At 40.4% G+C, this 13,252-nt stretch carries 9 protein-coding genes; 4 read left to right on the top strand and 5 right to left on the bottom strand.

What is annotated here, in order from left to right:
* Positions 1-547: 547 nt before the first annotated feature.
* Positions 548-1,789: a peptidase gene (locus RMX69_RS28955; protein WP_289797463.1), complete on the top strand. Its 1,242-nt coding sequence runs from the start codon at positions 548-550 to the stop codon at positions 1,787-1,789.
* A gap of 547 nt (positions 1,790-2,336) precedes the next feature.
* Here RMX69_RS28955 and RMX69_RS28950 read toward each other — a convergent pair.
* The 5 genes from RMX69_RS28950 to RMX69_RS28930 all read right to left on the bottom strand — a co-directional run bounded on the left by RMX69_RS28950 (position 2,337) and on the right by RMX69_RS28930 (position 9,057).
* Entirely contained in the window at positions 2,337-4,184 is a 1,848-nt protein-coding gene (locus RMX69_RS28950; protein WP_322639488.1) for an ABC transporter ATP-binding protein, read from the bottom strand.
* 33 nt (positions 4,185-4,217) lie between these two features.
* Positions 4,218-5,204: a glycosyltransferase family 2 protein gene (locus tag RMX69_RS28945; protein WP_289797465.1), complete on the bottom strand. Its 987-nt coding sequence runs from the start codon at positions 5,202-5,204 to the stop codon at positions 4,218-4,220.
* Positions 5,205-5,250: 46 nt separating this feature from the next.
* Positions 5,251-6,462 (bottom strand): glycosyltransferase, encoded by a 1,212-nt coding sequence (locus RMX69_RS28940; RefSeq protein WP_322639487.1) that lies wholly within the window; start codon positions 6,460-6,462, stop codon positions 5,251-5,253.
* An 80-nt stretch (positions 6,463-6,542) separates the two neighbouring features.
* Positions 6,543-7,730, bottom strand: coding sequence for a glycosyltransferase family protein (locus RMX69_RS28935; RefSeq protein ID WP_289797467.1), 1,188 nt, complete (start codon positions 7,728-7,730; stop codon positions 6,543-6,545).
* 79 nt (positions 7,731-7,809) lie between these two features.
* On the bottom strand, positions 7,810-9,057 hold the full coding sequence (locus RMX69_RS28930; RefSeq protein WP_322639486.1) for a glycosyltransferase family protein: 1,248 nt from the start codon (positions 9,055-9,057) through the stop codon (positions 7,810-7,812).
* A gap of 290 nt (positions 9,058-9,347) precedes the next feature.
* Between RMX69_RS28930 and RMX69_RS28925 the strand changes: the two genes are divergently transcribed.
* From RMX69_RS28925 to RMX69_RS28915, 3 genes are all read left to right on the top strand, one after another.
* Positions 9,348-9,971, top strand: a complete 624-nt coding sequence (locus RMX69_RS28925; RefSeq protein ID WP_322639485.1) for a 4Fe-4S single cluster domain-containing protein — start codon at positions 9,348-9,350, stop codon at positions 9,969-9,971.
* A 691-nt stretch (positions 9,972-10,662) separates the two neighbouring features.
* Positions 10,663-11,958 (top strand): serpin family protein, encoded by a 1,296-nt coding sequence (locus RMX69_RS28920; RefSeq protein ID WP_322639484.1) that lies wholly within the window; start codon positions 10,663-10,665, stop codon positions 11,956-11,958.
* Between the two features lie 126 nt (positions 11,959-12,084).
* Entirely contained in the window at positions 12,085-13,101 is a 1,017-nt protein-coding gene (locus RMX69_RS28915; RefSeq protein WP_322639489.1) for an iron ABC transporter permease, read from the top strand.
* Positions 13,102-13,252 lie beyond the last annotated feature (151 nt).

The raw sequence follows: 13,252 nt of genomic DNA, 5'->3' as shown, positions 1-13,252 counted from the left end.
TTTAACATATTTTGGGCTGTTTTTATCGGATTTCTCTTAACATTCAACACTTTTGTGTTTGAGCTATGCCTTTTGACGAATTGATGGGCGTTATACCAATTCACAATTCGCAATTCGCAATTAAAAAACTTAGATGCAGCAAAGCTTTCAGGGGTTAAATCTGTATCAGATTTTTCGTGAAATGGTATTAGGTCTGCTTGTGTATTACATCTGTGTGAGCAATTTAGTCAGGTTTACAAAAATATCTGGGCAAAATTCCGAAAAGCAGCAATTTAAGTTTGTAGCTCAGTATATACCTACGGAATTGAGATTTCCTCTAGTAGTCTAAATTGAAAATATAATTTTTCCGATTTGATTGTGGTCAATATTTGGGTATGTAGGATATACGAATTCATTGGATTACAGGCGATGCCTTTAGCAAGCCGCTAAGGTATATACGCTAAATTCCCCTTTCAATTTAAATCACTGCTGTGCTTAAAACAGCAACTAGTATTAATTTTGTCTTTCAGGAAGAGACAAAATTATCAGCAAAATTAGGAGTGTAATTATGCTATTAGACAACAAAAACTATCGTCGCAAATTAAGTAATGTTTTAATTGGTTGCGTGAGTAGTAGTTTGTTAATCACAAGTAATGTGCTGCCTATAAGTGCTTTGGTGAAATCTCACAGTTCTCAAGAATTCATAATTGCTAAATCACCAGATGAGAGACAACCAGAAGCAGTCAAAAAAGGAATTGAGCAAATTCCTGCTTCTCAGGCATCAATATCTCCAAGACGGAAGATATCTATTGAGTCACCAATACAGCAGACTCCTCGTGCATCGTCTAATAGAGAAAGTTCTCAGCGACGAACTTCCAGGGTTTCAGATAATAGCTCTACTCCTAGAGCATCTAGACGTAGGAATTCTAACTCCAATTCTAATCGTTCCAATGGTGGTGGTGCATCTAGATCCTCTGGAACTAGAACTGCAAATTCAAACGCCAATCGTTCTAATGGTGGCTCCAGGAGAGTTCGCAAGCCAAGTTCTAATGTCGCTACAACTGGGAACCAAAATCTCGATAATTCAGCGATTTCTTCACCTGCAACACCAACTTACAAAGAGATTAACTTTGTAGATGTTGCATTAGGTATTTTAAGTAAGAGTGACTTTCAATCTGAAGGGAGATATTTTCATTTCTATGAGTTTGAGGGCAGAGAAAATCAATTAGTTCAAATTAGACTGATTGGCAGTAATGATACACGCAGATCGAATAACTTGAGTTTAAAACCCTTGTTGTTTCTGCACGATCCTGATAACAATATTATTGTCAAAAAAGGCGCTTTGGATAAAAGCAGTGGTGGCGATGATGCATTTATTTTTGCGCGACTGCCTAAGAATGGCATTTACAAGATTGCTGTTACTAGTCAAGATCCTCAAGATACAGGTCGCTATAGTTTGGCTCTGAGGAATGATAGAGCTAGCTATACTTTAGATGAATCAGACCAACTAACTGCCAAAAGCTCAACCTTGAAACAAAATGGAGGCGCTTACAATGTTTCTAATTTTCAAGGTAAAAAAAATCAACTGATAAGTATTCGGGTAGATAGTGTTGATGAAGAGTTTTCTCCTTATGTAGCTTTGCTAAATTCTAAAGGACAGACGATCGCAATCGATAAAGACAAAGACAAAAGTGGTGTCTACAGTGCTTTAATTGACCGAGCGAGGTTGCCTGAAGATGATACATACTATATAGTTATTACTTCCAAAAATCCACAGGAACGCGGTAAATATAGATTGACTATTTTCTGAAGTAATTACCAATTCTGGTATTGAGACTATTGCTATGAGTAGGATATATTTTTGATTTACCGTAATAGTCTCGATGCCATTAGACCTGCCTTAAAAATAAGGCAGGAGGCAGAAGGCAGGAGGCAGGAGGAAAAGACATTTTCATTGTTCCTTGTGAGCGCAGCTCATGGGGTCTCTTGCATAAATAAAAAATAAAGAACCCCACCCCGCATTTGCTAACGCAAACGCTCCCCTCCCCGCTTGCGGGGAGGGGTTGGGGGTGGGGTGTTAGGGACTTTTGCAAGAGACTCCATGAGCTGCGCTCACAAGGAACAATGAAAATGTCGGTGTTGCTGAATTAAGGGATGATTCTTGTGGGGTGGGCATCCTGCCCGCCCGGAAATACAAGGGACGCTCATGTTGCCCATCCCACAAAAATAGTAAAATCATCCCGCAAATATGCAACCCCAAAATGTCTTTTCCTCCTGCCTTATTTTCAAGGCAGGTCTATTGTACAAAGTTCATTTAAGAGTTATTGGTGTAGATAATTGGTCTTTAAAGACGCGATTTATCGCGTCTCTACATGAGGACTCTCATGGGAATTTCCCGCAGATTTCCAGGTATACATTGCGCTGTAATGTCCACCTAAGCGCAGTAATTCTTGATGCGTACCTTGCTCTAAAATCTGTCCGTCTTCGATGTAGAGAATTAAATCGGCTTGTTCAACGGCTCTAAGATTATGAGAAACTACAAAAGTGGTGCATTTTTGAGTCAAGCGATCGAGTGCTTCATTGACGGCGTGTTCATTTTCGTTGTCTAAACCAGTGGTTGGCTCATCTAAAATTGCGATCGCAGCTTGACGAATAGCAGCACGAGCAATAGAAATTCTCTGCCGTTGTCCTCCCGAAAGTGTCGCCCCTCTCTCACTCAAAATAGTCTCGTAGCCTTCGGGTAGCGCCATGATAAAATCGTGGGCATTTGCTAAACGTGCAGCTTGTTCAATTGCTTGGTCTGAAGCCCCCAAACACCCGTAAGCAATATTATCTTTAACGCTGGCAGCAAATAAAATGCTGTCTTGTAACACCACGCTAATTTGCTGGCGAATAGACTGCACTTTGTATGCGCGCAGGTCGTGACCATCAACTAAAATCCGCCCTTCTAAGGGGTCATAAAGTCGCAACAACAAACTTACTAAGGTGGATTTACCGCCACCAGACGGCCCCACTAAGGCGACGTGTTGACCAGGTTGCACCTCAAAGTTGATGTTGTGTAAAGTTCTCTTGGTTGGTTCGTAGGCAAAGGTGACATTTTCAAACCGCACCCTTCCCAACAAAGGCGGTGCATCCATTGCTCTCCGCGAATCGCGGATTTCGGGTACTGTATCCAGCACATCCAAAATACGCTCCCCGGAAGCGGTAGCTTTAGCGATTTGTCCGGTGTATTTGGCAAGTTGCCGCATCGGCTTAAAAGCAATCCTGAGATAGTTGACAAATACGAGCAAATCCCCAGGTGTAATTGCCTTTGCCAATACCAACTGCACACCCCGCCATAACACTAAAGCAGTGGCAATTCCTACCAGCAGTTCCACCATCCGTTCTAAACCGGCTGCGAGTTTTTGCGCCTTGGCACTTTCTTTTAAACTTTGGCGATTATGACCGGAAAAGTTACTCTCCAGCATATTTTGCAGAGAAAGAGCTTGCACAACTTTGATTGCCCCGATGGATTCCGCCGCCGTTGCCGCCATTGCCCCTTCGCGTTGACGTTGCGATCGCACTACTTGCCGGATGCGTTTTGTCAAGCGGGTGGTGAAGAAAATAAATAAGGGAAACACGGCGACAGCAATCAGCGCTAGTTCCCAATTCAGCCAGAACATGACAAAAATCATCCCGGCTAAGGTGAGGGAATGGGCAATTAAGGGTAATACTGCCATTACCGTCACCTCCCGCAGTCGTTCAATATCGGAGGTAACGCGGGTAATTAAATCGCCGGTCTTGGCTTTGTGGTGAAATGATAAAGAAAGATTTTGGAGATGACTGTAAAGTTGAGAGCGAATCTCAGTTAACACATTACTAGCTGCCAGTGCCATCCCCACCACACTGAAGTAAGCAGCAGTAGCGCGAAGTAAAGCGATCGCAACTAACCCTAACGTCAAGCCTGTTAATAGGGCAAACGGGCTAAGTTCTGAAAGTAGGGGAATACCTAAAGACTGAGACTGAAAACCAGCTACAAGGATGTAATCAAAAATAAACTTTAGCGGCCAAGGTTCCAGCAGGTGTAAGAAAATCTCAGCTATTAGTGCCACAAAGGATACGATTAGCAGCGCCTTTTGTTTGCTCAACTGGGGCGAAAACTGCTGCAAAATCCGCACAATTCCTGGTAAAGCAGCCCTCAGACTTTTGGGATCTCGATGCGCCATATCATACCAACCAATTCTCCAAAACCTTACGAATTACGAATTATGAGTATAGCGATCGCTAATGTAGTAATTTAATTTTCTTTCAAGAGCGATCGCTATTTTCTCCAGCCACAGGGGATTTTGCCCAAAGGTGAGACGACTTAGCAACGGTTTTAAAAATCCCTGATGGCGACGATGCCCCATCCGCTTATAGCGCTTCTTGAAATACTTGTCATTCATTGTCAAATTCCACTTTTTAGAAAAGTGTTTTAAACTGGCAATTTCCCAAGCATTACTCCAGCGCAACATAAAGAATGCTAGTTCTGACAATTCAAACTTTAGCCCTGGTACATAAGTAACTACCGAAGTCGGTTCACAGTAAAATGTACCTCTGGCTTCAGCCACTTTTAGAGAAAAATCGATGTGTTCTCGTGTGCTTAGAAATCCCTCATCTAACAGCCCGATTTGCTCAAAAATTTCGGTGCGAACTAACATACAGTGAAACTCGGCAAACTCGCATTGTTGACGATGAAGCTGATGCCGTACCTCAGCAACTTTCCGATTTACAAAGTAATGTTTTTCATGCACCCGTCGCTTAATTCCAGTTTCTTGTGGCTCGACAACAATATGAGCTTCACCACCTGCTAAATGTATTATTTCCCCCAAAGGCTTGCCAATGCAAGTAAGCGGACAGACTACAGTCGCTTTTGTTTCTTTAGCACATTCAAGTAAGGAGTTGAGCCAACCTGGACTGACAATTACATCGTTGTCAATAAATACTAAATACTCGCTATTAACTTGTTGTAAACCAAAGTTACGCGCTTGGTTGGGTGAAAGGTAATGTTCTGTGCGGATTAATTGAAATCCTTTTGCTGCGGCTTGTTCTTGAAGGTAGCGTTGGATATGCTGAGGTGAACCGCCATCGATATAAATTAGGGAAAAAGGTAATTGAGTGTGTTCGTAAATGCTTTCTAAAGATTCGCAGGTGTAACTGAATCGCTCACGTTGCGAAACAATTATTGTGATTTGTGATTTGTTCATGGTTAATGTTGAATTTTAAATTCAAAGCGAAGCGACTTAATGTTTTCTATACGAGATATATTTCGCCTAACAAACCTGCATCAGATATCCCTAAGACTCGTTGGTAAACATTCATCCAGTTTTGATATTCTACCGATGGGGCAAGCTGTTGAGTTACTTTTGTCTTAGCTGATGCACCCAACTTTTGCCGCAGTTCTGGTTGTGTTGCCAAATATCGGATTGCAGCAATTAATTCTTCGGTACTGCCGGGGTTGATAAGTAAACCGTCTACACCATCTTCTATGATTTCTGCGATCGCATCTACACGAGTGCCAATTATTGCTCGACTCGCCAACATTGCTTCCAACAGGGCATTGGGACAACCCTCATTCAGTGAGGGAATCGCAAAAATATCTAAATGTGGTAAATAAGCCAAAGCCTCTTGGCGGCTGGTAATTCCAGTAATATGGAGGCGATGACCAATTTCACTTTGCTGGATTTGTTGCTGCCAATATTCTTGTTCTTTATCAACAAAATCACCTATTAATAAGAGTGTTAAATCTAACTCTTTACCCAAATCGGCGCAAGCATCGAGGAGAAATTCAATCCCCTTTTTATCTCGGAATCTACCCGATGAACCGATAACAATACCTGGCAATTCTTTAACTAAAGACGGGGTGGGGAATTGCTCAAAGTCGATAGGTGCAATGGAATTCCAGAAAGCCGATGATTTTAACTTGACACTTGGAGTAATAACACTAGCTCTTTTGAGTAAGTCACGGCTGACAAATGTCACCCAATCAGAATTCTCTAAAATCCATGCTATCTGAGCATGATTTTTAGGATTAAAAATATGTTTGTGCAAGTCGCTACCGCGAACACTATTGATTACCGGAATATCATTTTCTTTTGCTAAAAGCGTCGTTACATAACCTGTTTCATTTAGAAAAAAGGCGTGAAATAAGTCAAAGCTATGTTTTTGATGCAGACATTTGAGTTGAAAATAAACGTCGCTAAAAAAGTCTTGAATTTCTGTTGTCTGAGTACGAACAGCTGACTTAATGCGATGCACAAACACACCATCTTGAAGCGTTGAGATGCAACTTACTCGTCTGCGACTTCCATCAGAAACTAGCCGTTGTTTCGAGCGAAACACTGCAATGTGAACTTCATAGCCTCTGTCAATTAGCATCTTTGCAATCCGATGCACCGACTCACCAACCCCGCCAAAATCGGGTGGATATTCAAGCGTAGTAATACAAATTTTTGTTTTATCCATGATTGGATTTTCTGCAATTTTATCTACTATTATTTTTTATTTTGGATAACAAATCAATATATCCTACTCCCTTTCTCAAACTAGGCAACTTTTTGCTTGACTACTAAAGCTTTTAAGATGTTTGCAGTTTTTTCAACTCCTCCAGAATCAAAGCTAATTTTATTAGGCTGCTCTTTGAGGTAGTTAATAATATTAATCGCCAGGTAATCAGGTTGCAAATAATTATGATTGATAAATTTGACAACTCCTAAATCGCTTAACTTCTCGGCTCTAATTGTTTGTTCTCGATCCTGATTACCTGTAAAGGGAAGAATCATCGCTCGTACACCTGTGGTTAAAATGTTCATTGTGGTGTTATAGCCAGACATATTGATCGAAAGGTCTGCTTTTTTCATGTAATTTAGCAAGTAAGGAGTATAGCGTCGAATATAGAGATTTTTACTAAATTTTGCCATTTTTTGCAGTTCCTTAAATTTTGAATTTGGGATGAATGGCCCGGTAAAAACCTGAATATGATGTGGCAATATTTTCTCTAAAAAAGGGGCTGTATTAACTACACATTCAAGCAACTCATGACCAAATCTACCACCTCCAACACTGGCTAAAATCAGAGGTTTGTCGGATTTAATAATTTCCTGATCTTCATCAGTGAAAATAGGATTTGTTGGTGGCTCTTGCACTACATATCCGGTGTAATATACTTGACATTTTAGGTCATTGGTTCTAGAAAAGGTTGCTTCTAGTGGGATTAATTCGGGGTCGCTGTGAACCAACAGTATATCGAAATATTGGTTGATCAAGTTACATACTTTTTCTTCGTGTTTTACTTGTTTTTCAGGTTTAACAACTACAATGTCTCGCAAGCTAGAAACTATTTTAGTTGACCCTTTATTTGATTTTGCCAATTCTAGTAATGGAATTAATTCAAAAGAAAAACGTCTTCTCCCAAAAGGAAATAACTCAACAATCAAAATATCAGGCTGGAATTGCTTAAAGATTTCCAAAAGTCGATTTTTTCTAATTTCTTTGGCTTCATTAAGGCTAAAAGCATCATCTACTACTTGTAGTTCAGCAAAATCTGGGTCAGTTTTAATTGCAGGCAAATTAATAACTTCCACACCAGCAGGAATTTCAAATCCTTGAATTATTTCACCACCATTAATAAAACAAACTTGGAAGTCTTTGGTTAAGCCTCGCACAATTTCGCGGCTGCGAACCAGATGCCCCATACCTAAAATATGTTGGCAGTAAAACATAATACGTTTCATGAAAGTTTCACCTTTGTCAGTTTGGATGGTTGGAATAAGGCAAAAGGAAGATGAAATAAATACTTTTCTTAGTTTTGAATTAAACAATTTTGGCAATCATCGCCAATTTCGGTAATTGTACAGATGGGTTGTAGCAAAATGGAATCACGCTCTTTTTTTTTGCTAGTAAGGTAGAGATGTATTGGCTTATGTTGGGCAAACCATTGAGATTAATTTTCGGTTGGGAAACCTGCGGAGTTTGGAGTTGTTGTAACAGCGATCGCAGTAATATATCTGGAGTCAGATCATTTGGATGAATCGCTGCTAAAACCCCCAAATTTGCCAAATTTTCTGCACGAATGCACTGTTCTCGTGATGGCTTAATTCTGGGTACTACTACTGCTGGCTTACCCACTGAAAGAATCTCGCAAGTTGTGTTGTAGCCACCCATTGCAACTACGGCATCTGCGGCGGCGATGTAACTCATTAAATCATCAGTAAATTCGTCTATCTGCACTTGGGGATATACAGCAGCTTTCAGTTTCAGTGTAGCTTGGTGTTCTGGGGGCATTTCTGGGCCACATATAATTAAGCTTCGTAATTTATGGGACGCTGGTAACAATACCAAACTCGATAAATATGTGTCAATTAACCTGTAACCATCTTCGCCACCACCCGGTGTAACTAAAATGAGTTGTTCTTCTGGATTTAATCGCAACTCACTACGGATGAGATTTGGACTTTTACGCCCTAGTTGTTTGCGGATATAACCACAAAACTGCACCTTCTGGGCAACCATTGGCGGTAGTTGATATTCTTGGCGAATGTCGAAAATTTCGGGATTACCAACAACAAGCACGCGATCGTAAAATTTTTGTATTGCTTCGTAGTAACTATGCTTTTGCCATTCTGGGATTGTCACATCTGGATGATCCAAAATGTCGCGCAGCAGGAGAATTAGGGAAGTTTCCGGCAACTTTATTTTGAGATATTCGATAGCCGCTTTTAATTCATTACGGATACCATAAGGCTTTTTATCTACTAGAAGTATATTGGGTTTAAAATTAGCGATCGCAGATAAAATTAACTCTGAGCGTAATTTTACTGTCTCATTAATTTCTGTATCCAGATACTTGACAGAAAATTCACCTGATTCGTCTCGATTTAAGCAGGGTAATTTAATATAATCTAGTCTTTTCGGAATCCGAAAGCTGTGCAGCATCGGCGAACCAGAAACAACTAAAATAGAAAGTCCTGGAATCGAATCAAGTAAGTGAGTGCAGATTGCCAGCATTCTGCGAATATTACCGAGACCGAAGCCATCGTGGGAATATACCATCAGTCTCATGGTTAAATGTCTCTAAGTTATTCAGTGAATGGATGCCATATTAACTTAAGTAGCTTCCCAAAGTTACATGAGTCTTTTATGAAACTTTGATGAGAAAATTTTCATCATTATTTTTGTAGCAATTATGTAATAAATTTAACAAAAATCCTACAAGATTCATTCTGGCTCCTGAATTCTGACTTCTGAATTCTTCTTCAACAATTAAATCCCTAGTTATATAACTATTGTCACGATTATATAAGTGGAGATTCGCTATATTTAATAGTTAATGGCTAAAAGGAGTTAAAGAGATGGAAATTAAGCCAACTGACCCATCGCTAGCACTCACAGAAATTCCCCCAGGCTATCTCAATATTATGGGTTACGTCGATCAATCAGAAGTTAATGGCCCTGGTTGTCGTGCAGTCGTCTGGGTACAAGGTTGTCTGCGTGAGTGTCCTGGCTGCTTTAATACTAACTCCTGGTCTTTTGAACCTAACCAATTGATTGCTGTTGATGCCCTTGCCGACAATATTCTCAGCAATCCCCGCAACACGGGTGTAACATTCTCTGGTGGAGAACCCTTTTGGCAAGCAACGGCACTAGCGTCTTTAGCCCGGAAGGTAAAAGCTGCTGGTTTAAATGTAATGTCTTTTAGTGGGTTCACTCTTAAACAGCTACAGTCCCAATCTGCACCGCCAGGTTCCCAAGCATTGTTAGAACAACTCGATATTTTGATTGACGGGCCTTTTGTACAATCTCTGGCAATTAATTCTCCCAATTCTCCAGTCTCTTCTAGCAATCAACGGGTTCGGGTGTTAAACCCGGCTTTCCAAGACCAGATTACTTGGGCTAGCGACCAGATAGAAATCCACATCCTCAAGGATGGTGGCCGCATTGTTACTGGCTATCAAGGTGGACTGGAACTAACGTAGGGCACAGGTCTAATCATGCGTGTCAACTTAAGGTTAAGCCAGTCTATAACAACTAGCTTTTAGAGATTGTCTTGTCAAAAGTCTCTGAGTGGCTAGCAGCCCAATGAAAAGTATTTCCAGCCTCTCTGGCTGTAAAGGAGGTTTTAAAGGGTTTGGGCTTAAGTTGACACCAATGCACAGCCATATGTCCCTACAAAAGTTTGATATTTTGTCTAATAACTGACTGTTACAGTTTTTGTAACAGTTCCATTTGATTTAAGTAGGTCGGTGTGAATATTTATTGTTGGGATGAGGCAGGAGGCAGAAGGCAGGAGGCAGGAGGGAAGAGGGTTTAAGTCTATTTAATTTTTATTAACATAGTTTGGTTTTTCCACATCGTTCTACTTATTAGAGCAAATGCAATAGTTAACCCTGTTTAACCACTCTCGAAAAATAAAAATAAGAGCCAATTTTTGAACTATAGATACAACAGTAATTTGAGCGTTTATTTTCTAACAGAACGACTGAAATCAGGTTTTTTTGTAATATCCTTATTCCATAAGCATTCTAGATTATTCTCTCACAAGATTAATATAAAAGGGTTAATAATTGACATAGTATCTGCGTCAACTCTGAGCGCAGAACGGGAATCTTTGACAAGTAAGGTGGTAAAATAAATAAGCATAAATTTAGTAGTTTAAGAGAAAATTTTATGCAAAGACTTCACGGTGTTAGTCTCGGCAGACGTTATGCTCTGGCAACTGCAAGTGTTGTTCTATTTAGTGTATTAGGGTATTCTCAAATCGATAGTAATAAAAGTGCCCTTGCCAAATCTAGCTTACCTCAGCCAGAAACTCTATTACACAACAAGGCAGCCAAAACTGATACAAAAATCGTTGCGTCTAGCAATAAGTTTGGCTTCAAACTATTTTCAGAAGTTCAAAAAGGTGATAAAGGTGAGAAGAATGTTTTTATCTCACCTTCGAGCGTTGCGATCGCTCTAGCTATGACCTACAATGGCGCAAGCGGCACAACTCAACTAGCGATCGCAAAAACCCTGGAATTACAGGGGTTGAATCTATCAGAAATTAACTCTTCTTACGCGGCGACATTAAAGCAGCTTTTAGACAATTCCGATCCGAAAGTGCAACTGAATATTGCTAACTCACTTTGGGCAAATAAAAATTTTAGCTTTCAGCCAGACTTTCTCCAAAGAGTACAGTATTTCTATAAAGCTAAGGTCAGCAATTTAAATTTTCAAGATCCCACAGCATCTAGTATTATCAATAACTGGGTCAAAGATAATACTAATGGTAAAATCAATAAGATCATTGAAAAAATCGAGCCAGATCAGGTGTTGTTTCTGATTAATGCCATATATTTTAAAGGGAAATGGAGCCAAGAATTTGATAAAAATCAAACTGCTCAATACCCTTTTTACAGGACATCTGGCAGACCAAAACAACACCCGATGATGTCACAAAACGGTGACTATAGATACTATGAAAACAAACAATTTCAAGCAGTTAGTTTACCTTACGGCAAAGATGGTAAATTCAGTTTTTATATTTTCCTCCCGAAACAGAACTCTAATCTCAAAGCCTTCTATCAAAACTTGAATGTTGAAAACTGGGAAAGATGGATAACTCAGTTCAGCAAACAAAAAGGGTTTATTCGCCTACCCCGCTTCAAAACAGATTACGATATTACACTCAATGATTCCTTGAAAAGTTTAGGTATGGAGGAGGCTTTCAGCAACAAAGCCAATTTTTCCGGCATGGGTAAAAATCTTAAGATTAGCGAAGTTAAGCATAAAACTTTTGTAGAAGTGAACGAAGAAGGCACGGAAGCGGCTGCTGTTACTTCTGTTGGTATAACATTATCATCTTCTATTATTAATATAAACCCACCATTCCAAATGATTGTTGAACGTCCCTTTTTCTGTGCCATTAGGGATAATCAGACAGGAAGGGTTTTATTTATGGGTTCAATTATTGACCCACAGTAAAAAAGTCAAAATTTCTTTATCAAAATTTTCTCATTTTTAATTTAGTTTTAGGGTAATGTCACTTCAGAAATGCTCGGAGTGTTTTTAACGTCAGACGGAACTGTTTTGGAGAAAGGATCGCAAAATTTGACTAGACCATTTCAGAAAATTTTTACTGAACACCGCGTATTTTGGGCTGTTTTACTTTTTGGTACAGCACTGGTGGTAACGCTAGCACTGTCGCTTTCTCAAGGAGCAGTACCTTTAAGTATGTCGGAATTTTGGCAAGCCATACTCCACAAAGGCGATCCCGTTAAACAGACAATTCTCTGGGATTTACGTCTCCCACGCATTACGGCTGCGATTATTGTCGGCGCAGCTTTGGGAATGTCAGGGGCGTTGCTGCAAGGAATGTTACGTAATAGTCTTGCCGATCCATTTATTTTGGGCATTTCAGCAGGTGCAGGACTACTTGTAATTTTGATGATTGTGTGCCATATATTCCCGATCGCAATTCCTTTAGCAGCATGGATAGGAGCAATTTTAACTGCCGCGATCGTTATTTTACTCGGTCGTTCAGGGTCGGGAATTTCCGTTGAGCGGTTGATTTTAGGGGGAGTGGCGGTGAGTTCTTTATTTGGTGCTGTACAAAGTACATTGCTGCTTTTAGCTGAAGATGGGCAAATTCAAATTGCGCTCAGTTTTCTGGTTGGTAGTCTTAATGGACGGGGTTGGCAAGAAATTGCTACGACTGGGCCTTACATCATCGTTGCATTGATCGGGGGATGCTTGCTGGCGCGATCGCTAAACATCCTGGCTTTGGGAGATGATTTGGCTATGAGTTTAGGGCTTTCGTTAACGCGATCGCGCCTATTAATTGGTGGTGTCGCCACTCTATTAGCCGCAGGTGCAGTCAGCATCAGTGGCTTAGTTGGATTTGTTGGTCTTGTTGTCCCTCACGGTGTCCGCCTGATTGTTGGTACAGATCATCGCTTTGTTTTACCACTTTCCGCCCTTGCAGGTGCATGGTTACTCACATTTGCAGATTTACTCTCTAGACTAGGAGCAGTAGAACTACCAGTAGGTTCCGTCACTGCCTTGCTAGGTTCACCCCTGTTTATCTGGTTACTTTATCGTCGTTCTGCTGGGTTTAATAAATCTTGAGCGATCAGACCGCCATCCATCCCCACTGTATATCTGACTTTTCACGTTATGTGCGAAAGTCCACTAAAAACCTAGGGCGTGTTTTCAAAGTCTTAGATCCTACATTCCGCACCTGAAACTGTCACAAAAGAAATGATAAGGAATATGTCCG

Source organism: Nostoc sp. EspVER01, assembly GCF_034530635.1.
Classification (GTDB): Bacteria; Cyanobacteriota; Cyanobacteriia; order Cyanobacteriales; family Nostocaceae; genus Nostoc.
This window is presented reverse-complemented; position numbering and strand designations above follow the sequence as displayed.